Genomic DNA, 21,762 nt, shown 5'->3' with positions numbered 1-21,762 from the left:
TTACAAGCCCTTCCTCCCTACAATTCCAACGTGATTCACCGGAGATAGAACATGTCTGAATCCAAACGTAATACGATAGGCAAATTCGGGTTGTTGTCCCTCACCTTTGCCGCAGTATTTAGCTTTAACAACGTAATCAATAACAACATCGAGATCGGTCTAGCTTCTGCGCCAATGTTCTTTCTGGCGACCATTTTTTATTTCATCCCTTTCTGTTTGATCATCGCAGAATTCGTATCTCTGAATAAAGATTCTGAAGCGGGGGTCTACGCATGGGTAAAAAGCTCACTCGGCGGTCGCTGGGCGTTTATCTCTGCCTACACTTACTGGTTCGTTAACCTATTCTTCTTCACGTCCTTGCTGCCGCGTGTTATCGCTTATGCGTCTTACGCGTTCTTGGGCTATGAATACATTCTGACGCCATTCACCACTACCGTGCTCAGTATGATTTTGTTTGCGTTTGCGACCTACGTATCGACAAACGGCGCGAAAATGTTGGGGCCAATTACGTCGGTGACCTCCTCCCTCATGCTGCTACTGACAATGTCGTATATTTTACTGGCTGGCGCTGCGTTGATCGGCGGCGTAGAACCAGCTGACCCAATTACTGTAGAAGCGATGATCCCTGATTTCAGCTGGGCATTTTTAGGCATTACTACATGGATCTTTATGGCGGCAGGCGGTGCGGAATCGGTCGCGGTTTACGTAAACGATGTGAAAGGCGGCTCGAAATCGTTCGTTAAAGTCATCATCATCGCAGGTATCTTTATCGGTGTACTTTACTCAGTCGCGTCTGTTTTGATTAACGTGTTTGTTCCTAGCGAAACCCTAAAATACACGGGTGGCTCGGTACAAGTATTTGAAGGTTTGGCTGCGTACTTTAGTTTGCCAGAAGTATTGATGAACCGCTTTGTAGGCTTGGTATCCTTCACCGCTATGTTTGGCTCTCTACTGATGTGGACAGCAACGCCAGTGAAAATCTTCTTCTCTGAGATTCCAGAAGGCATTTTTGGTAAGAAAACCGTAGAGCTAAACGAAAACGGCGTACCAGCTCGCGCAGCTTGGTATCAGTTCCTTATCGTTATCCCACTGATGATCATCCCAACATTAGGTTCTAACACCGCTCAAGATTTGATGAATACCGTGATCAACATGACCGCTGCCGCCTCGATGCTCCCACCACTGTTCATCATGCTGGCGTACCTGAATCTGCGCTTGAAACTGGATCACGTCGAGCGTGATTTCAAAATGGGCTCACGCAAAATGGGCATCGCTACCGTATCGGTACTGATCGCTATCTTTACGGTTGGTTTCTTAGCATCGACCTTCCCTACAGGGGCCGACATCATGACCATCATTTTCTACAACGTTGGCGGTATCGTGATTTTCCTTGGCTTTGCTTGGTGGAAGTACAGCCAATACGAAAAATCATTGAATCAGGAAGAGCGTATAAAAGAAGCCGCGCCAGCGGTATAACACAGACTTTCAATGACAAACATTCTGGGCACCCTTTGGTGCCCTTTTTATATGTGAGAGGTGATGGTCGAAGAAACCAACTCGCGTAGCCAAATGCCTTTGTCTTCATTGTTTCGGCTGGAATGCCACAGCATGGAAATATCAAAATCCGCAACGGCGATCGGCGGCTTAACAGTAATGAGATCGTCCGAAAAGCCCTCCGCCAACGCCATTTTTTCTGGCACGATGGCAATGAGATCGCGCTTTTTCAATAAATGCCGAATGGTGAGAAAGTTGCGCGACGCCACGGTGACTTTACGGCTCAAGCCATGTTCTGCGAGCTTTTGGTCTACTTGTGTCTTTAAGCTCCCATCGGGACTTACCAGAGCTTGCTCTATGTTCGCGAACGCTTCCAGAGACAGCTGTGTTTCCCCTTTCAACACCTGTTTATCACACATACACACATGTTTTTCCGTGTACAAGTACAAGCTCTCAAAGTTGTCATCCAACACCGGCATGCTGCCAATAATGACATCGAGCTTTTCGTGCTCAGTTAATGCCACGTAGTTGCTACGATTGACGTTAATAAAACTGATCTGCGCCTCTGGTGCGCGCTGTCGTATTTCGTCATAAAGCCGAGGAGCAAAAATAAACTCGGCATAATCCGTTAACCCAATGCGACATACACCCGCGTAATTTTCAGGTTGGAAGGCAGACTTAGTGAGCAAGTCTTTGGCGATAGAATCCAACAAGTGATGCACAGTTGGCGCGATGTGGTGAGCGTGCTCAGTGGGCTCCATCTTGTGTCCTTTTCGCTCAAAAAGCGGGTCGTCAAACAACAACCTTAAACGAGACAAACTATGACTCATCGCCGACTGGCTAACGTAACTGTTCTCTGCCGCGACGCTAACGCTTCGATGGCGATACAAGTAGGAAAACGTCACCAATAAGTTCAAGTCAATGTTGCGCCACTGAATGTCCTCTTTCACCTCAACATCCTCATCCCATTTCATTCATAAATGAAATTAAATCTATCAATTTGAGTCATTTTAGAGCATCCGATAAATTAGCAGCAATGCTTTTTAGATAAACAGGCTCGACATGTTCACCATCTTCAAAACTTTTTTCTGGCTGGGTTGGTTCAGCTTCGGCGGCCCTGCGGCTCATATTGGTTATTTTCGCCAAACCTTTGTTGAGAAACTGAAATGGCTTGATGACAGCGAGTACGCACAAATCGTCGCACTCAGTCAGTTTTTGCCGGGACCGGGCTCAAGCCAAGTTGGCTTTGCTTTAGGCTATAAACGTGGCGGTTTAGGTGGCGCATGCGCAGCATTTGTCGGATTCACGCTTCCTTCGGTGATCATCATGTTGGCGCTGGCGATGGTGAGCAGCCAAATCACCGACACCGCAGTGTTCCAAAACATCGTTCACGGCCTAAAACTGCTCTCAGTCGTGGTCGTGGCGGATGCGGCTTGGGGCATGTACAAAAACTTCTGCCAAAGCAAACTGACCGCGGGTTTGTGCGTCGCGACTGCGATTGCGTTGCTGGTGGCGCCAAGCATCATGACGCAAATGTTCGTGTTGCTCGTAGCAGGTTTTGTCGGCATGCGATATCTGAAGAAAGACTCCGCGCCATCAGCCGAGCCGTTTAAACCGTCTATCGCGCCATTGACTCTATTTGCGGTGCTTTTACTCGGCTTACCGTTAGTGGCTCATACGTTGCCTTTGCTTGGGCTGTTTAGTGATTTTTTCCAAGCTGGTAGCTTAGTGTTTGGTGGCGGCCATGTGGTGCTGCCGCTTCTGCAAAACATTGTTGGCGACCAGCTCAGCCAAGATGCATTTTTAACAGGCTACGCCGCTGCACAAGCTGTACCGGGGCCAATGTTCACCTTTGCGACTTTTATCGGCTATGAGCTTTCGGATACGCCAATTTTAGGCGCGCTGATCGCAACGCTTGGCGTATTCCTCCCAGGTTTTCTTTTACTGCTTGGCGTTCTTAAAAACTGGCAAGCACTGGCAGGCAAACCGCTGGTCTCCGGCGCCATCAACGGTGTAAATGCCTCGGTAGTAGGGTTGCTACTCGCGGCACTTTACCAGCCAGTATTTAGCAGCGCAGTTGTTGCTCCCATCGACATGGCGTTAGTGATTGCGGGTTTCTATCTACACAAAAAGGTCAACCTATCGGTGCTATGGATGATCGTGTTTTTTGTGGCAGCAGGCCTTGTCACGGACATGATGTAAAAATCTTAAACGACAAACTCTTAGCGGGCACTTAAATACAAGTGCCCGTTTTCTCAACTAAGCTTAATGACATTGGAAGGATAGAGATGACGGATCGTCGATGGAACAAGACAACAATTACCAGATCAACGTAAGTTGGCAGCAAAAAGCAGCGACTTGGCTCCAGTCTATGAAGAACGAGTTATTGATCGATAAGATTTTCTACACCTATTGCTTTATCTCGACTGCTGTCATTTATCTTTGTTCTTTATATCTCGATTTCCCTATTGATTACTCTTTTACCACTTACCTTGAAACGCTCATGCAAGCTTTGTATGTCACAGGTTTAAGCTGGTGTATCTATTATTATTTCTATCTCATACTGCGCAAAGAAAAACAGCCAGCAAAGCGCTTCATACAAAAACTGAAGCATCTTATTTTTCCACTGCACCGCCCTGTATCAGTGTTTGTTTCGATGATGGCACTTAACCTGATTTTCTCTAACCACACGTTTTTGAAATCGCTTATTCCAATCATCAATCCTTTTAAATGGGATCTAACCTTTGCGAATATTGATACGCTGTTGCACTTCGGCGTTGCACCTTGGGAATTGACCCATGCATTATTCTCCAATGCTTGGGCCTCACTGGTGCTAAACGTTGCCTACAACGCATGGTTTTTTTGTATGTGGGGTATACTCATCTTTTTCCTTATCTACAAAAAATACCCTTTGGTAAGGCAACAATTTTTACTTACCTTTGCGCTGTCTTGGATGATTCTTGGCGTTTTCTTCGCTACGTTACTCTCTTCAGCAGGTCCTTGCTACGTGGAGCTTATCACTGGAGATGAACAGTTTGTTCCTCTGATGAAAACGCTCGAAGCCCAAAGCCAATATCTTACCAATGTGGACGCTGGACAATTGTGGGCATTGCCTACACAGCAATATCTTTGGGATGAGTACATCGCCAATGCCAATGGTATTGGTTCTGGTATTTCGGCAATGCCGAGTTTGCACGTCTCCATTGCTGTTTTGATGGCGCTATCAATTTATAGACTCAACAAAACCATCGGCTACTTTGCTTACGCTTTCGCAGTCATCATTCAAATCGGTTCGGTACATTTAGCCTGGCATTATGCGATTGATGGCTACCTCGCAACACTCTTGACGGTGATGTTATGGAAGATAGTTGGTTGGGCTTTGCGGCGCTATGCTTCTTACCCTGAAAGAAGCGAATGAACGGCTAATTGAACAAACAATTTTACAACGGCACTACTCCCCAGAAATGAAAAAGTCCCCAAAAATGAAAAGCCACTCTATCTTGCTGAGTGGCTTTCTTTTTTAAAAGACTGTGAAGTTATTGGAGAAGCGCGGTAGAGGTATCCCCTCGCTCTCTTACCATTGCTAATGCTCGCTCTAAGTTTTTATTTGCCAGTTCATAGTAGGCAGGATTCTTATCAATAGCCTGTTGTAGATAAGGAATCGCCTCGCCTGGTTTGCCTTGAAGGATCAAGAAGTAACCAACATTATTGAGTGCTTCCGGCTCTGTCATGTGTCGACTAAAAATACTCAGAGCTTGTCGTGGTTGATCTTTTGCCAGTGCAATGAGACCCAAGTTATTGATTCCCTTTTCATCCCCCGGCTTAATGCTCAGCGCAGCTTGAGTAAAGTGCGCCGCTTTTGAATAAGCTTTTTCCATGTAGTAGGAATAGCCTAGGCTGACTAAAGCGTTGACGTTTCTTGAATCAATATCCAACGCTTTTCTAATTAATGCCTGCGCAATATCGTGGTCGCCACGAATGTCGTAAAGTACACCTAGACCAGAGTAAGCAGAAACCGGTGATTTATCATCATAGCGATACGTTGCAACGCTCTCAGCTGTAATATTGTCTTTGGTGATAATAGGATCGCCATCCATACGAATTTGGTCAGCATTCAAAGCGCGGATGTAGTAACTCTTCCCGACGTCCTTTTCGCCACGTTTCGTATACAGAGTGCCAAGTTCTGTGAGGGAACCAATGTGATCAGGGTTCTCTGCCAAAGATGCTCGAAATGATTTATCCGCAAGTTCTGAATTCTCTCTTGCCAAATGGATACGCCCCACGGTGTATAACGTTTTGTCTTTATGAACCGCATTCGGGAAAGAGAGCGAGCGAATGTATTCATACAACGCTAAGTCGACATTTTTATTGCTTAATGCAATATCCCCTCGAGAGATTGCCTCCTCCTCTGTTTTTGGAGGTTCATCATTGGTGAGTGACTCAACGGGCTTACCTGAGTACAGCGTTGAATCGAAGTCTGATGACTGTTCAGTTGTTGAACATGCGGTAAGCACCAACAACGAGATGATGACGTATTTCTTAATCCACATAACGATCCCTATTTTGCTTTTTAATTAGAAAATGCCTCAGCCAATGAAATTAACGCAGGTCCAATAGCCACGATGAAAAAACATGGCCAAATAAACAGCACCATTGGAAACATCATTTTGACTGGGATTTTTGCAGCAATTTCTTCTGCAGCTTGTTGACGCTTATCCCTATAGTCTTCGGTATACTCACGCAAGGAGTTGACTAAGCTCCCACCTATTCGAGAGGCGTGGCTAAGCATGCTCACCAGCCCCATCAATTCTTCTAACCCTGTCCTTAATACTAGCTCTCTTAAGGCTTCAGGCATTGGTTTACCCGCTTTAATTTTGTTGCACACCGTGTCGATTTCATCGGCAAGCTCTGGGTGAGATATAACCAGCTCGTCTGCAACGCGACGCAAAGCCGCATTAAAGCCAAGCCCTGATTCAGTACAAACCACCAGCAAATCGAGCATGTCGGGCACACCTGCACGAATCGCTTGCTGACGCTTGTTGACCATTCGGCGCAACATAAAATCAGGAATCAGAAGCCCAATAAATACGGATAACGCCATGTAGGTGTACAGATATTTAGATTCCGGAATAGAGAAATACACCAGTGCCGCCACCATCACACCTAGTATTGTTGTGACCGATTTAATGGCATAAAACATCGACAATGCATTGCTTTCATGAAACCCAGCATGCATCAGTTTATTGCGTGTCGTTTGGCGCTCTTTTTCACTGGTTGGCGAAGTTAAAGGCGCTAACGACTCCAATGTGTCAGCCATTTTTTTGTTGTGGTGAGAGACTTCTTTTTTATCACCAGACAGTTCGGCTAACTTTCTTTTAATTGGCGAGTTGACCCCGATAATTATCGAGCCCAGCGTCATCACCACCAACACGGTGGTGATGAGGATCAACCCCATGAGTAACGTCTCTTGGCCGACAGCAAAACCGTTTAACCATCCTTGAATGCTTTCCATAGCTACACCTCAATATTGACGATTTTACGAATCCACAGCGTGCCGATAAATAAGGCCACCATCCCACCAATCACCATTTTGATCCCCATTGGGTGCGTATGAAGCAGCTCAATATACTCAGGCCGAACGAGTGAAATGATGACGTACAACCCAAAAGGCGCTAATACTAATACCCATGCCGACATTCGAGATTCCGCAGAAATGGTTTTGATTTTTCGAGCGAGCTTGAAACGAGCACGTAGGATATGAGAGAGCTTTTCAATGTTTTCGACTAAATTACCACCCGTTTCTTTTTGCAGTAACACCGCACTCGAGAAAGCAAGCATGGATACCGTAGGGGTTCTTTCCGACATTTGCATAATCGCCAAGCGGAGGTCATAACCATAGTTGAGTAAGTTAAAGGTATTCATGAACTCAGGGCCAAGCGGCGCACTGACCTCTCTGCCTACTTCCCCAAACGCTTGTGTAATTGGCTGACCGGCCTGTAGGACTCGTTTAATGATATCGAGCGCCTCTGGCAGTTGCTCTTCGAACTTCATTAAACGATCGGCAATTCTTTTCTGTAGGTAGAAGTAAACCGACACCCAACAAGCGACAGCAACACCGGCACAGAGGTACCAAACTTGCCCGAATAAGAACAGAAATAGCCCAACCGCAACCCCACCGAGGAAGGTGAGAAAAATAAACCGACTGAACCCCATGTGTATCCCAGCCAATTCCAACTTCTTCTTAAAGTTATCGAATAGGCTGAACCTCACAAGCCATCGCTCTAATGGAGAAAGGTTTTTGAGCGAGTTTTCCCTTAGTAGGGAAATACTCTCTTGATCGATGTGTTTATGACTTTCGTGTATCCGCTTAATTAACTGCTTATGCTTAACCTTTTTACCCGCAGAAGGCAGAATTAATGCCTGGCTAATAAAGAATACGGACAAAAAAAGCAGCACAAGAAAAAGGGGGAATTGACTATCCATAGCAATCTCCTAACGGGCTTTTTCATTGAATATTTCAAATGGTACGTCTAAGCCTCGTTTTACTAATTGGTCATGACAGCTTGGTACAATCCCTGTTGCCATGTAATCACCTAACACATTACCTTCTTGATCGACCCCTCTCCTTTGGAAGGTGAAGATCTCCGACATGGTGATAACGTCGCCTTCCATGCCATTGATTTCTTGTACGCTGACCATGCGGCGTTTACCGTCTTCTTGGCGATCCATTTGCACGACAATATTGATGGCGGAGGCAATCTGCGCTCTCAAGTTTTTGGTCGACACATTCCAACCCGCCATCGAGAACATATTCTCAATACGGCTCAACGCATCCCTTGGTGTGTTCGCGTGAATGGTGGCCAGCGACCCATCATGACCCGTGTTCATTGCCGATAACATATCCACCGCTTCTGAGCCACGAACCTCACCAACAACTATCCGGTCAGGACGCATACGTAGCGAGTTTTTCACTAAATCGCGCTGAGATATTTCGCCTTTACCTTCGATGTTAGAAGGACGTGTTTCTAAGCGGATAATATGTGGCTGTTGGAGTTGTAACTCTGCCGAGTCCTCAATGGTCACAATACGTTGATCACTTGGAATGAAGCCCGACAAAATATTCAGCGTGGTTGTTTTACCAGAGTCTGTACCACCAGATATCAGGATATTCATTTCCCCCACAACCGCAGCATTGAGAAACTTCGCCATCTCTGGAGATAACGAACCAAGCTCTAATAGGTTATCCATATTCAAACGTTCAACTGCAAAACGTCGAATAGAAACGGAAGGGCCATCAATGGCAAGAGGAGGAATAATCGCATTGAAACGCGAACCGTCTTTGAGTCGAGCATCCACCATTGGTGATGCTTCATCGATTCTTCGTCCAACCTGGCTAACAATGCGATCAATAATGTTGCGCAGATGGCGCTCATCTAAGAAGGTATGTGGCGTTTTCTCGAGCTTACCAAAACGTTCGACAAAGATATTTTTCGGACCATTGACCAAGATATCTGAAATCGTTGGGTCTTCAAGCAGCGGTTCCAGCGGCCCTAGACCAAACACTTCATCTTCAATTTGATGTATCACGCGATTGCGAGCTTCAGAGCTCAACGGGTGTGTTTGATCTTCAGCAATGAGCTGAACGACCGCTTCGCGTAACTCCTCTTTCGCACGATCTTCTTGCAAGTGCGATAGAAGCCCGAGATCTAAGGTATCCAGTAGCTTTTTGTGATAGTAGTGTTTGATCGAGAGATCTTGTTCTAGCTGTTTTTTCTGCTCCTCGATCGCTTTCATCTTGGCTTCAACAGGCGATAAAGCCCTTTGCTCATCTGACGTATCTTCGTCAGATTTTGCCAACTCGACATTCACAACTTTGGATTCTTTTGTTTCATCTACGGAATTGAAAGAACTCCCGACGCCTTTCCGTTTGAAAAACATAACTCCCCCTTACTAAGAAAATAGTTTTTTGATCCAACTTTGATTCTCTTTGGTCGGACTTTCTAATAAGTGCGATATTTCAGCCAAAGAAGCTTTCAGCGCACTATTTTTCTTAGATTGAACAATTGGGTTACCCAAATTAGCGCTCTCGATAGCAATAGCAAAATTATTAGGTACTAAATGTATCGCATGTCCACTAACTGCATTTTCAATGTCTTTCAAAGATATTGTTGATTTCTTTTCAAAACGATTAACAATCAGTTCAACCTGATGACTACTTAAACCATAGTCTAATTCTAAAGAACGTATATAGCTGACAGCATGCTTAACCGAAGTAACATTCTGCTGCATAATTAAAAAGATATGCGTAGCCGGAGAAACAATTTGTTGATAAACATGCTCAACACCATGAGACAAATCTACAATAATATGTGAGTAAAACTGTCTCAGAATAGGTAATAACTTACTGACTTGAACTGCGTGCTTATGATTATCCTTGGTATCATTTTGGTTAAAACATAAATAATTCAAACCTGAAGGATGTTGATATACGAGACCTTCTAGTGATAACTCATCCAAATCATTAACAGAATCAATCACATCATTAATATTGTATTTTGGCTTACAGTTTAAATAATCGGCCGCATCACTAAACTGCATATCTAAGTCAATGAGCAATACTTTACTCTTCGCGTAACTTGACAGTTCTATCGCGGTGTTGATCGCCAGTGTTGTTGCACCCGAACCACCTTTTGTATTGATAAATAAAGTTAAATCGCCCATTTGTTTATTGGCAATCTTTTCATCCGCGGTCGATTTTAATAGCGGATAAAGCTCACCGAGATCAACAGAACGCGACAAATAGTCTGTTGCGCCAAGCCTCAATGCCATTTTGAGAGATGCCGTATCGTTTTCATCACCAAAGACAATCAAAGCGGTGTGATTGTGCTGTAAGCTACTGTCACTAGAGTACACATGAGCCACTTTCTGCGCCCAACTTTCACCGGTTTCAATATAAATAAGATCGGGAATTTGCTTATTTTTAACAAAGTCTAAATTAAAAGACTCTAGCTCTATCCAATCAATATTTAGATTGACACATTCGGATAATTCATCAGCAATATGAATTTTAAAGTTTGACGTAGAATAAACTATCCAAACAATCAAGTTAGTTTTTAAACTTTTATATGTTTCTTCATTTATTTTAACTGGTTTCAACATAAAGCTACTCCATTAGCAATCCGTAATGACATTGGTCCCTTCGGGTCTAAGTATTCCTAAACTCTCTGCAGGCAATATAGTTTCAAAAGCTGGAGTACTCCCTACTGCATTAATTAAAGCAGCTAAAACAAAAAACTGAAAAGTATAATTTACCGCTCTTGCTCGAACATATTTAATTTGAGAAAACTGCGCATTTAATACGTCATTAGACGCTGGAGGGGTAGAAAGAAAGCCTGATACATCAACACTTGCACCAGCTTCATCAAGATAATCTATCTGTAAATTACTCGCAGAAAAGCCTGATGGATAGAGATCTGATACAGCTGGTAAGTTAGGAATGTCATCCCTATCAGCGATATAGCACACGGTAGCAAGCCTCGCAGCTCTTCGTGTTACCTCATTGACCATTTGCACCGAAAAGAAATAGATCGCAAACTCGATGATCAAAAACAGGACTAATATAACGGCCAAAGCGATTACCGAGAACTCAAGCTGCGTCACTCCTTTTTGTTTCGTTATCAATCGTTTCATGGGCCTGTCCTCATAGACGTGGTCGCCCCAATGCTAAATTGCAAAGAAGTGCTCGAAAAAGGTAAGGTCGAGAATATCGGCACGTAATTGTAAGTCGCCGATAGAGTGACCACCTTATTGGTACTCGTTGGTTGGGTAATGACAATATCATCCACACTGATATGGTCTATCACAGGTGTAGTAGAGGCTATTGGGCTTCCATACACAACGACATTCTTGATACTGGTTTCGTCAGCAATTGACTCAAAGTTCAACGTGCCGTACGTATCAACGACGGCATACCTTGCCCCATTCTGCAGCGCTTTATTGACCTCGGTATACTGAATAAAAGCTCGGCTCACATCGATCACTAAAACGGTTAGCATCAATAGCACTGGCAAGGCGAGAATAAACTCTATGATTGCCAGCCCTTGTTGACTGCAAATATTTGGCCTTTGATGCTTTCTATTTGAATACAACATATCAAGAGGCCCCGCTAAACGGATCTTTGTATAGATGGATACGGTAGAAGCCTTTATCTGTCGGATCCGTGCCAGTCGAACCGTTATTAATTAAACAATCATAAAGAAATTGCCCAAATACTGATGATTGACCTGAGTTACTGACTTTTTGTAGTAAAAAGAAGCAACCAAAGCCCAAAACATCAAAATCAGACTTACCTGTCGAGGCCGTACAATCTACGATAGGGATACGCAAAATACGGCGTCCGTTCAGACCACCATCACCGGTATAACTACTGCCATCACAAGCACCACCGCTTTCACAAGAGCTTAGCTCCTGACGATAGTTGGCGTAATACAGGTCACCTGCGTACTCCGCATCGGTCTCAGCCAAAACATCGGGCTCTCTCACGTATTTGTCTGGTAAAACCGTTCCGTCATTTTTAATCGGTCCCGAAAAGTCGTTGAGCCTCACATTCAGTCCCTGTGCAACTGGACCTGCACTATTACCTGGTTTAGTCGTAACGGTATCGCCAATTGAGGCGCAACCGTTGTAAGCACCAGACAATGCATCACGAACTAAGGCTGCACCACTATTACCCGTTTCTTGCCCAAAATCGAGTAACTGAAAGTTCCCGGGCCCCATATCGGTGTTATTCTGATCCCCGACTTTCAGCTCATGCACTAGAGAAGGATCCATATCTACATTAGGGTCGTAACCCGGCGGACGATACCCCCATGCATCACTCACATCACCAGCAGGATCACCACACATGGCGATTGGCGTTAAATTACACGTATATGCAATAGCCGCACTCCGCCCTGCAACCGCACTCGCAGAGACCTCTTTATCAATCCCAAACAAACCACTCAGATACTGCGTTAGGCTAATATCGGTGACCGCTACGCGGACATAAATATCGTACTCCCCCAATGGCGGTGTAAAACTTGCTGCACTTACAAACGTCTGCATATCATGCGAGAATGTCACCGCTGTATTACTGTCACTAAACGTCAGCTCAGAATTTCCAGGCTCGGTTGATATTCCACTAAGCGTTGTTCTCACTGCGGTTTCAGCCTGATTCACATCCTCTGTCTTATCAGCAACGACAGCACCTGCAAGGGCCGCAGTATCGACCGCATTCTGTAAACGTGTTTTATTAAGAACTTGGTGGTTTAAATCAATACCAAACGCCGCAACGCCCAATAGAATCAACAAAACCAAGCTTATCAACACTAAGGTAATCCCTTTCTGGGTTCGCCTTGGTGCTATATGCATATTCCTTCGCATAGCCCCTCCTAAGTGAACATATCACTTACTCATCTTTGGCTACCCCGTTGTTGTTATATACCTCTAAGCTAACTTGTGTACGCTCACCACTACCTTCCGGTAAATAACCCAAATTCTCATACCACGCTTCTGGATTAAGAGTTTGTTCAGCGCGCAACTGGCTAACCGAGATACCAAGCTCGGGGTCATTCGCACAGCCAAACAAGCCGAATGATGTGAAACAAATGGTCATTATCATTATGCTTTTCATCTTGCTCTCCCACTTATAGACTGTGCCCAAACTTGCCCTCAGAGCCACCTTCTGACGAACCGTATTGAATAAAGTTGTTGTTAGTATCTTCTTCGCTGATGTCGTTTAGCTGGTATCTATCAAAATCCAACTCAGCACCTTTACCAAGCAAATAGAACTCCACATCGTTCGGAGCCACAAAGCCATCCGTTGGCAGTGTGATTCGACGTCGATCGATTGGGGTTGCTAATCGAGGGGTGACCAGAATGACAAGTTCTGTTTCCCCTGAGGTAAACTCTTCACTCTTGAACAAGCGCCCCAAAACAGGTAAATCACTCGCTCCAGGTATGCCATCCGCGACATTACGTGCGTTTTCACTCAATAAGCCTGCAATACCAATGGTTTGGCCATCAGCCAGCTCAATCGTGGTGCCAGCACTTCGTTTGGTGATTGGCGGAATAAAGAACGTGGCATTCACTTCGTTTGGATTAAACGTCAGCACACCTGAGTTGGAGATTTCACTCACATTGACGTTCAATTTGAGGTTGATTCTCTTATCACTCAAAATAAACGGAACGAAGTCGAGTTGAACACCGTACTCTTTATAATCGATGGTAATACCATCTTCATTTGGTACTGGAATTGGGAATTCACCACCAGCGACAAACTCGGCTTGCGTACCACTTAATGCGGTAAGGCTAGGCTCTGCCAACACTTTCGCCACGCCATTTTGTTTCGCCACATCAAGCGCGAAGGTAAACAAGGTATTGCTATCGATAAACGACCCTAGAAAACCGAAATCTTCGACTGTTGGGACGTTCAAAATCGGTCCAATTCCATCAATACCGCCACCAGCAGTCGTACCACCCCAGGTAAAGTCTCCACTTCTTTGGAAAAAGTGGAAGTTTGAGTCAAAGCGTCTTACTAGTGTGCGCTGCACTTCGGCAACGGTCACTTCTAGCGTCACCTGTTGAGCCCCGCCAATAGAAAGTAGATTGATCACCATGCTGTCATCATCTTTAGAGCTGTCATCTTCTTCATCTGCCGCTTCACCTAAAGCGAAGGTTTCAGCAATTTTGACCGCAGTGTCCATGTTTTGCTGACTGCTGACCAAGCCTCTAAGTACCACTTTTTCTTGCGCACTGTGCACTTCGATATTTTCATCCGGCAAGAACTGATAAAGCTTCGACTTAAGCGTGTTTAGATCATGCGTGACTTCCACGTTAAACTGCTCAATTAATCGGCCTCGGCGATCCCACACCGACACATTCGTGGTACCTAACTTCTTACCAATAAGAAACAGCTCGTTCGATCTGAGCACTAAAATATCCAAGACTTCTGGATCCCCTAACGTCACTTTCTTCGCTTGGCCGGATATCATCAATTGGGTTGATTGGTGATGCGCAACGGTCACGACTTTTCCTGACTGCACCGTGGCTGCGTTAACAGACAAGCTGACAAAAAGTAACTGGCTAACGAGTAATATTATTGTTTTCATAATTCACCTAATTGCTGACTCGGACACTGGATGCCTGAGATCCCTTAATAATGGTCACACTAGGTCGTGGCGTGTATTTTCTTGCTACAACAGGTTTATCCACTTCATGAGGGTTGCGTAGAGCAAGTTGAATGTCGCCTTTGCTGTTCGCCGATAGGAGCTTTTCTGCCTCTTTCGGTGTTACTTCTAAAGTCACCGCACGCACAATAACGGGTTTGTTATCATTGGTTTTGGCTGTTTGGTCGACCGCAAGAACGTTGATGTTTTTAAGCACCGTTTTTGTTGTGGCGTTTTTACCTTGTCCATAACTCACGGTATTCAATACATCGACCTTATTGCCCGGCAACAAGAACCCGGCCACACCGATAACGTCATTAACACGAATGGTGATTGCTCGTTTGTTTTCAGGAATTAAAGCAGCAAGTGTCGCGCCCTCACCGGGCAATGCAAGACGATTCGAGTTAACCAGCTCGCCCGCATAAATGGTATTGGCAACAATTCTTCCCAATGCCTGTTCTTGTACTTTTAGCGTTTCATCGTCTATCCAATCCACTTCCATGAGCTTAGTAGACAAATGTTTCTGAGATAGAATGGTCCCTGGCTCTAGTTCCATGGCGGCAACTAAAACTGGGTGTCTTTCGACCTCTTCTAACTCGACAGTTGGTTGGTTTCTGCCATCCATCCATTGTTTAGCGATCAGCACGGCGGCAAGGCCGAAAACAATGGAGAGCAACAGCAACATGATGACTTGAGTCCGACTCATAATTTAGATCTCCCTATTCATCCACTGTGAAGTACAGTCCCCAGGCACGGGTTAAAATGTCTGATGAGACGACCTTCTCTTTCCCTTCGAACACCAAAATATCGCGGCTAATACCGAGTAAGTCTTTTGGTAAACAAGGGTAGTTGGCGACATCATTGTCGCGATGTAACTGACTTAACGTATCGAAAAACTCAGGCACAAGCGTCATTTGGTAATCTTTAGCAAGCGAAACCCAAAGCGCTTGATAATCTGTCAAACCAAGCGGTGTAAACTCGATCTTGTAACCCAAACGACGTAAAAAAGCGGGGTCTGCAATTTTGCTTGGTGCAAAGTTGGAGGAGAATGCCAGAGTGAGCATAAACGGCACCGTGACTTGTTGACCATTTGGCAAAGCTAGATGGTCAAATAAGTACTCCATTGGAACGATCCATCTGTTTAGCAGGGCATCAACAGGCATTGACTGACGACCAAGGTCATCAATCACCAAGATTCCGTTGTTAGCCATCATTTGCAGTGGCGCAATCCATACACGATTATGCTCGCTGTGGTTTACCTCAAGCATATCCAATGTCAGCTCACCGCCCACTTGAATGTTTGGTCTTTCACAAAGAACCCAGCGTTTGTCGTAATGCGTTTCCAACTTAACGAAAACCTGAGAATGGGAGTTGTCTAAACGACGGTGATGATGCTCTGAGAACACTTTGATGATGTTGCCATCGGCATATACGGCATAAGGAATGAATACCGAAGTGTTCATTGCATTGAGCACTCTTGATGCGACGTAACTTTTACCGGTACCCGCATGACCATACAGCAACAAAGCACGACCCGAGTTAATGGCCGGCCCTAAAACGGGTATCAAATGATCCGAACCAAACACGTCAGACAGCGCTCGCTCAACATCATTGCGATTAATAGGATGCTTGCGAAGATCTTGTCCCTCAACAACCGTCCAATATTCTTCCAAAGAGACGGGAACAGGACCGATATACGGATCTTTTCTATACGCAATGTCTGCTTCTGCAAGCCCAAGCTCAGTTAAACTGTAGCGTACGTTGGAATACGATGTACTCAACTTGTCTGATGCTGGCTGATAAACTTCTACCCAACTTCGCTTTCTTAACTGCGCCAAAGCAAGCTCGACAATATTCGAAACAATACAAAGCCGTTGCGTTAATTCGATTAAGTCACATTTGGGATAGGCAGACAGATGTTTCAACACTAGGTTTTCAACAACTGAAGACGGCACGCCAAGACCGTCGACAGACGAAGGCACCTTTGGTGGATTTATTTGTGGCACGAGTTTTTCCCAATACACAGAGCCCATCACACTTCCCCTCTTGAAGTTGCCTAGTCAACTGATGCTGCATGCCATTTTTTATTATTATTTAATGGGTGTAGGAGAAATAAGCTAATCCAATTACGATTATCGGCGCGAAAGGAATGACTAACGGCTTATTAGACCTAAAGCCTGGTGTTACTTTTTCTAAGCAATACCCTTTTATCTGGTGTGATAGAGCAACACTAGTCGATGACACGTGTAACATTAGATAAAAAATGCCCACGATGCCTCCAGCAAGTATTATTCCAGTAGACGCTTCCCCAAGGTTACTCAGACCCAGCCATGCCCCTATGACGGCGAGTAACTTAACGTCTCCTCCAGCCATTACTTTGAACAGATACAGCGCGAAACACACTGCAAACGCAACCAACCCACCATATAAATGATCCAAGCCACTTGTTGCTGGGTTGTAAATTACGTTTGCAGTAACAGCAACCAAAAGCATAAGCACCGCTTTGTTTGGTATTCTGTGTTTCTGAGCGTCTGATACTCCAATCGCAATAAGCAATGACCAAATAACTAACTCGCTAACCATTACGAGCTGCTGATACGACCAGCTACTGAAGTAAACTTGTTAGACAAAGTCGTCCAGAAGCCTGAAGTCAAGAACGCTGTAACAATTAACGCCGCACCTAGAATGTACTCTAAAAGTGTTAGCCCCTCTTCATCTTCCATGAAGTCCTTGATTAGATTGCGAAAGTTATCCATATGATTATCCCCTTTAACGTATCTCGCGATTAATGATACAGGTCTCATGTGCACCTGAATCATGCTTAAACATTAGTCACCGAGAATTAGGGGGGTTAGGACTTTTTTGCCAAAGGTTGGTACTTTCTTGCCTACCTGCGCTTCAGAATCAAAATGTATCAATAACGAGACACATCACCACCAACTATGTGACACCTTTCACACTTGCAGTATGACTATATAAGCCTAAGCTTAATAAACGAAAGGGTGAGGTCTGAAGCTCAAGGAATGAGGCTCGACTGACCTCAATACATACTAACGTTGGTGTAGTACGTACTGAGCGGGATTCATATGGATAGACTGACCAAAGCTTATTGGATTGGAGAGACTCTTTGCTCGCTGCCGGAATCACTTCGCTGTGAGTTTGATAAGAGCTTTGAGATTATGGACTGTAGCAAAGATATTTCTGTGCTTAGCGATAAAGAACACAGCTATTTCTTCTACTACATGACTTGCGATCATCGAGAGCACCTGAAAGGCGTCATCACGCTCTGTGAAAATCTCGACAAAAAACTGATCGTTATACATCCAACCGATATCGAGCCTCACTTACCGCCAAAGCATATTTGTGCGGAATATTATACGTTGAATGAAATCACCCTCCCGATTTGGCTATCACAGATAAAATTGAAATACTTTTTGCACAGCAAGGTCGACGAAGAACAAATTTCGGTCGATAAACTCTTTTCTCGAAGCGGAAAATCGAATTTTTCTGACGTGGTTCATTACATCGCCAATAACGTACATAAAGACCTACGGGAAGAGGAAGCAGCTGCGCTTTGTCACTACTCACCGAACTACTTTTCCAAAGTATTTCATCGCAAAGTTGGTATGTGCTTTCGTGATTATGTCACTGCGAAACGTATTTCATTAGCAAAGAAAATGCTCGTTGAAAATGAATCCATGAAAATTGCCTACATCGCTTATCAGTGTGGATACCGAGATGTCTCTTACTTTTCTCGAATTTTTAAGAAAAAAACAGGCCTGTCCCCAGCGAATTATCGGCAACAGTTTTAGGCGCTATTAGTACCGACTTTAGGGGTAACTAACGCTATCCTCCCCACATATTTCATCAAAATGCATTCCCGTGTCGTTATTTAACATGCTAAAGTTAACAATGCGTTAACAATTATAAATACAACGAGAAGACATGGAGTCACTAAAAATGAATCAGCCGAATCTAAACAGCGCTGCTGGTTGCGCTCTCCCACCACCAAATGAAATGATTCTCAAATGGGCTCAAGAGCGTCCAAATGAGGTCTATCTAAAACAAATTATTAACCGACAATTTGTTGAATACACGTTCGCTGATGTTGCCGATCAAGCCTTAAAACTCGTCAGTGCATTACGCAACCTCGGAGTACAGCCTGGTGACAAAGTAGCATTAGTATCTAAAAACTGTGCAGAGTGGTTTATTTGCGATCTTGCGATGATGCCTGGCGATTATGTCAGTGTGCCAATCTTTCCTACCGCCGGCGCGGACACCATCGAATACTGTGTGACTCATAGTGAAAGTAAAGCGCTCATTGGCGGAAAACTCGATGATCCTAAAGCAACCCAGCAAGTCATTGATGCAATGCCGGAGCTCATTAGTATCTCGCTCCCCTACGATACCGCGCCAAAATGTCAGTATGAATACCAAGCACTCATTGCCGATGCAATGCCAAGTGAAGAGCGTCCACAGCACTACGACGATAAGCTAATGTCTTTGGTGTATACCTCTGGTACGTCAGGATTACCGAAAGGTGCTATGCTGACCTACGGAGCGTTTAACTGGTCAGTACAACAACTGATAAACCATATCGGTATTCAAGAAAATGATCGTCTATTTTCTTACTTACCTTTGGCTCATATTACAGAGCGCGTCTACATTTTTGGCTCATCCATCATGGGTGGTGTACCAACAGCATTTCCAGAATCATTGGATACCTTTATCGAAGATGTAAAAATGCACCGCCCGACTCTGTTTATCTCAGTCCCGCGATTATGGACGCTATTCCAACAACGTATTCAAGACAAACTTCCACAGAAGAAGCTCAACATTCTATTGAAAATCCCATTCGTCAATTCTCTGATCAAGAAAAAGCTCGCAGAAGGATTGGGGTTGGATCAGGCTCGAGTATTAGGCTGTGGCTCTGCCCCGGTATCACCAGCACTGCTGGAGTGGTACCACTCTGTAGGACTCAATATTACTGAAGCTTGGGGCATGACAGAATCATTTGCCTATAGCACGCTCAACTACCCGTTTAGAGCTGACAAAATTGGTAGTGTCGGTAATGCTGGACCAGGTATTGAGTTAAAAATCGCTGACGATGATGAAATCATGGTGCGTGGCAAAGGGCTATTTTCTGGCTACTACAAAAATGACATTGCCACCCAAGAGTCTTTTGATTCAGAGGGCTGGCTACACACTGGCGATATCGGCTCTATCGACTCAGATGGTTACCTAACCATTCAAGGCCGTAAAAAAGATAACTTTAAAACCGCCAAAGGTAAGTTTGTCTCTCCAGTTCCTATCGAGAAAAAACTTTTCGAATACAGTCGCGTAGAGATGATGTGCCTCATCGGTTTAGGGCTACCAGCCCCGATTCTTTTGGTTGTGCCACATGATTTTCCTAACTTTGATCGGGAACGGTACGCACGAACCACCCGCAAAGTCATTGCAAAAATGAATCAAGAACTCGCCTCTCATGAGCAAATCAAAGGCGTATTAATGATTAAAGAGCCTTGGAGCATTGAAAATGGCGTATTGACGCCAACACTCAAAATTAAACGTCATGTGCTTGAGCAAAAGTATCATGAAATTGGTCACAACTGGCCGAAAGGTGAATTGGTTGTGTGGGAAGAAGACTTATAGCCTTGTCTGCACTCCTCAATATCATTGGGGAGTGCAGTTTAATTCTGAGCTTGAATCAAACTCATAAACTACTCTCTCCAAAAAGGCTTCCTCACTTCACTATTAATTTCCTTTTCATCTAATCCAATATCGTCCCAAAGATGTTCTGGTAACTCTCTCAAATGACGACGTGTCTTGTAGTTTCTTCTCCAACTAGCAAGTTTAGAATAAATTAACTGTAATCCGGTCTGATGGTCAGCTGGTAAAGTGCGCTCACAAGTGTGTGTCATGTTTTCCATGTAACCAACTCCTATAACAATGTTGACCACTTAATAATCAGCGACTACGCTGATATCCTCAAACGATAGAATCTGCCATTGAGTTAAGGAAAACTAATGTGAAAGATCGAATGCCTCCTTTACAGGGCTTGTATTACTTCTTCGTTGCAGCAAAGGAAGGTAGCTTTAAAACAGCGGCAAAAGAATTGTTTGTTACGCCAGCTGCCATCAGTCAGCAAATTCGTCATCTTGAAGAGTTTTTAGGAACGGACTTATTTGTTCGCCAGCACAGAAAAATAGTGCTCACACCTGAGGGAGAGCTGCTGTTTACTCAGGCAGAAAGAGGGTTTGCTCATTTGCAGCAAGGGGTGAGATTGGTTAATCAAGATCCTAATCCTAACCACCTTTCGATATCAACACTCCCCTCTTTCGCTCACCATTGGTTAGTCCCGAAAATTACGGCTTTTCGTCAGCGTCACCCTGATATCGCCTTACTATTAGAACCAACCAATGATTTGGTGTCTTTTCAAGATAGTCAGATCGATTTGTGTGTCCGTTACGGTTTAGGAAAATACCCTAATTTAGAATCACAATGGCTGATGGATGAAGCTTTTTATCCTGCCTGTCATCCGGTATATCAGAAAGAGCACGGCATCTATCGCATTGAAGATTTAAGCAAAGCAGAGCTCATCGAAGACGTTTGGCCAGATCTGGACTGGAACATGTGGTTAGCGAGACTTGGTCATTCAGCGGCAAAGCCTGCTTTAAAATACAGTGGCTCACACTTAGTGTTAGAAGCTGCGTTATCACTACAAGGCGTAGCGCTCGTCAAACACAGTTTAGCTCATCAATATTTCCGTTCAGGCAAACTGGTCCGAATTGGTGATATAGCCATTAAACCCAAATTTGCGTATTACCTGTGCGCTCCAAAAGGCTACTTAAAGCGACCTAAAGCCCAATTGTTTGCACAATGGTTGAGAGAAGAAATAGAAACATTTGAAAAGTCAGTGATACCAGATTTTAAAACCATCGACCTCAATGTTAGTAATACTGGCTCAGCTTCAGAATAATCGGTAAACAACACCAAAGGCGTATATCAGCGAAACAAAAACGCGCTGTGTGTAAGCGGTTAGATACAAAAAGCCCCGCACTAG

The 21,762-nt window shown here is 44.4% G+C and carries 22 protein-coding genes; 6 read left to right on the top strand and 16 right to left on the bottom strand.

The features are described 5' to 3' along the window. Positions 1 to 51 precede the first annotated feature (51 nt). Positions 52 to 1,476 carry an amino acid permease gene (locus EX191_RS00375; protein ID WP_193446954.1) on the top strand — a complete coding sequence of 475 codons (1,425 nt, stop codon included), beginning with the start codon at positions 52 to 54 and terminating at the stop codon, positions 1,474 to 1,476. 47 nt (positions 1,477 to 1,523) lie between these two features. Here EX191_RS00375 and EX191_RS00370 read toward each other — a convergent pair whose 3' ends face one another. Beyond that, complete coding sequence (locus EX191_RS00370) at positions 1,524 to 2,444, bottom strand: LysR family transcriptional regulator (RefSeq protein WP_414718276.1); 921 nt, start codon at positions 2,442 to 2,444, stop codon at positions 1,524 to 1,526. A gap of 112 nt (positions 2,445 to 2,556) precedes the next feature. On the opposite strand from EX191_RS00370, the gene chrA reads away from it, so the two are divergent. Both chrA and EX191_RS00360 read left to right on the top strand, forming a co-directional pair. Continuing rightward, positions 2,557 to 3,696: a chromate efflux transporter gene (gene chrA, locus EX191_RS00365; RefSeq protein ID WP_193446952.1), complete on the top strand. Its 1,140-nt coding sequence runs from the start codon at positions 2,557 to 2,559 to the stop codon at positions 3,694 to 3,696. Positions 3,697 to 3,796: 100 nt separating this feature from the next. After that, positions 3,797 to 4,912: a phosphatase PAP2 family protein gene (locus tag EX191_RS00360; RefSeq protein ID WP_114323583.1), complete on the top strand. Its 1,116-nt coding sequence runs from the start codon at positions 3,797 to 3,799 to the stop codon at positions 4,910 to 4,912. Positions 4,913 to 5,030: 118 nt separating this feature from the next. On the opposite strand, the gene EX191_RS00355 is transcribed toward EX191_RS00360, so the two are convergent. The 14 genes from EX191_RS00355 to EX191_RS00290 all read right to left on the bottom strand — a co-directional run bounded on the left by EX191_RS00355 (position 5,031) and on the right by EX191_RS00290 (position 17,455). Continuing rightward, on the bottom strand, positions 5,031 to 6,044 hold the full coding sequence (locus EX191_RS00355) for a tetratricopeptide repeat protein (protein ID WP_006742396.1): 1,014 nt from the start codon (positions 6,042 to 6,044) through the stop codon (positions 5,031 to 5,033). A gap of 20 nt (positions 6,045 to 6,064) precedes the next feature. After that, positions 6,065 to 7,006 (bottom strand): type II secretion system F family protein, encoded by a 942-nt coding sequence (locus EX191_RS00350; protein ID WP_164666308.1) that lies wholly within the window; start codon positions 7,004 to 7,006, stop codon positions 6,065 to 6,067. Between the two features lie 2 nt (positions 7,007 to 7,008). Continuing rightward, positions 7,009 to 7,977 carry a type II secretion system F family protein gene (locus tag EX191_RS00345; RefSeq protein WP_006742394.1) on the bottom strand — a complete coding sequence of 323 codons (969 nt, stop codon included), beginning with the start codon at positions 7,975 to 7,977 and terminating at the stop codon, positions 7,009 to 7,011. A gap of 9 nt (positions 7,978 to 7,986) precedes the next feature. Further along, entirely contained in the window at positions 7,987 to 9,432 is a 1,446-nt protein-coding gene (locus tag EX191_RS00340; protein ID WP_193446951.1) for a TadA family conjugal transfer-associated ATPase, read from the bottom strand. A 12-nt stretch (positions 9,433 to 9,444) separates the two neighbouring features. Continuing rightward, on the bottom strand, positions 9,445 to 10,653 hold the full coding sequence (locus EX191_RS00335) for an AAA family ATPase (protein WP_006742392.1): 1,209 nt from the start codon (positions 10,651 to 10,653) through the stop codon (positions 9,445 to 9,447). A gap of 12 nt (positions 10,654 to 10,665) precedes the next feature. Beyond that, positions 10,666 to 11,184: a TadE/TadG family type IV pilus assembly protein gene (locus tag EX191_RS00330; protein WP_041852895.1), complete on the bottom strand. Its 519-nt coding sequence runs from the start codon at positions 11,182 to 11,184 to the stop codon at positions 10,666 to 10,668. Continuing rightward, a complete protein-coding gene (locus tag EX191_RS00325) occupies positions 11,181 to 11,645 on the bottom strand; it encodes a TadE/TadG family type IV pilus assembly protein (RefSeq protein ID WP_012841464.1) in 465 nt (154 codons plus the stop codon). The genes EX191_RS00330 and EX191_RS00325 overlap by 4 nt, the downstream gene beginning before the upstream one ends. Position 11,646: 1 nt before the next feature. After that, positions 11,647 to 12,915: a pilus assembly protein TadG-related protein gene (locus EX191_RS00320; RefSeq protein ID WP_048625933.1), complete on the bottom strand. Its 1,269-nt coding sequence runs from the start codon at positions 12,913 to 12,915 to the stop codon at positions 11,647 to 11,649. A 25-nt stretch (positions 12,916 to 12,940) separates the two neighbouring features. Beyond that, on the bottom strand, positions 12,941 to 13,165 hold the full coding sequence (locus EX191_RS00315) for a hypothetical protein (RefSeq protein ID WP_012841463.1): 225 nt from the start codon (positions 13,163 to 13,165) through the stop codon (positions 12,941 to 12,943). A gap of 13 nt (positions 13,166 to 13,178) precedes the next feature. Then, positions 13,179 to 14,642: a type II and III secretion system protein family protein gene (locus EX191_RS00310; RefSeq protein WP_006742390.1), complete on the bottom strand. Its 1,464-nt coding sequence runs from the start codon at positions 14,640 to 14,642 to the stop codon at positions 13,179 to 13,181. Positions 14,643 to 14,649: 7 nt separating this feature from the next. Beyond that, complete coding sequence (gene cpaB / locus EX191_RS00305) at positions 14,650 to 15,405, bottom strand: Flp pilus assembly protein CpaB (RefSeq protein WP_193446950.1); 756 nt, start codon at positions 15,403 to 15,405, stop codon at positions 14,650 to 14,652. 13 nt (positions 15,406 to 15,418) lie between these two features. Then, positions 15,419 to 16,732, bottom strand: coding sequence for an AAA family ATPase (locus EX191_RS00300; RefSeq protein ID WP_193446949.1), 1,314 nt, complete (start codon positions 16,730 to 16,732; stop codon positions 15,419 to 15,421). Between the two features lie 61 nt (positions 16,733 to 16,793). Beyond that, positions 16,794 to 17,282 carry an A24 family peptidase gene (locus EX191_RS00295; protein ID WP_041852894.1) on the bottom strand — a complete coding sequence of 163 codons (489 nt, stop codon included), beginning with the start codon at positions 17,280 to 17,282 and terminating at the stop codon, positions 16,794 to 16,796. Further along, complete coding sequence (locus EX191_RS00290; protein WP_031781043.1) at positions 17,282 to 17,455, bottom strand: Flp family type IVb pilin; 174 nt, start codon at positions 17,453 to 17,455, stop codon at positions 17,282 to 17,284. The genes EX191_RS00295 and EX191_RS00290 overlap by 1 nt, the downstream gene beginning before the upstream one ends. Before the next feature lie 330 nt (positions 17,456 to 17,785). On the opposite strand from EX191_RS00290, the gene EX191_RS00285 reads away from it, so the two are divergent. Further along, the gene (locus EX191_RS00285) at positions 17,786 to 18,511 is read left to right on the top strand and encodes a helix-turn-helix domain-containing protein (protein WP_006742387.1); all 726 of its coding nucleotides are present in this window, start codon (positions 17,786 to 17,788) and stop codon (positions 18,509 to 18,511) included. A gap of 148 nt (positions 18,512 to 18,659) precedes the next feature. Beyond that, complete coding sequence (locus EX191_RS00280; protein ID WP_193446948.1) at positions 18,660 to 20,351, top strand: AMP-binding protein; 1,692 nt, start codon at positions 18,660 to 18,662, stop codon at positions 20,349 to 20,351. Between the two features lie 68 nt (positions 20,352 to 20,419). On the opposite strand, the gene EX191_RS00275 is transcribed toward EX191_RS00280, so the two are convergent. Then, positions 20,420 to 20,629, bottom strand: a complete 210-nt coding sequence (locus EX191_RS00275) for a DUF1127 domain-containing protein (RefSeq protein WP_041852893.1) — start codon at positions 20,627 to 20,629, stop codon at positions 20,420 to 20,422. A 98-nt stretch (positions 20,630 to 20,727) separates the two neighbouring features. Here EX191_RS00275 and EX191_RS00270 point away from each other — a divergent pair, with 98 nt between their 5' ends. After that, positions 20,728 to 21,678, top strand: coding sequence for a LysR substrate-binding domain-containing protein (locus EX191_RS00270; RefSeq protein ID WP_065645470.1), 951 nt, complete (start codon positions 20,728 to 20,730; stop codon positions 21,676 to 21,678). The last annotated feature ends 84 nt before the right edge of the window (positions 21,679 to 21,762 follow it).

Source organism: Vibrio chemaguriensis (assembly GCF_012275705.1).
Taxonomy (GTDB): Bacteria; Pseudomonadota; Gammaproteobacteria; order Enterobacterales; family Vibrionaceae; genus Vibrio; species Vibrio diabolicus.
Note: the sequence above shows the minus strand (reverse complement) of the source record. Positions and strands in the feature narration are given on the sequence as shown.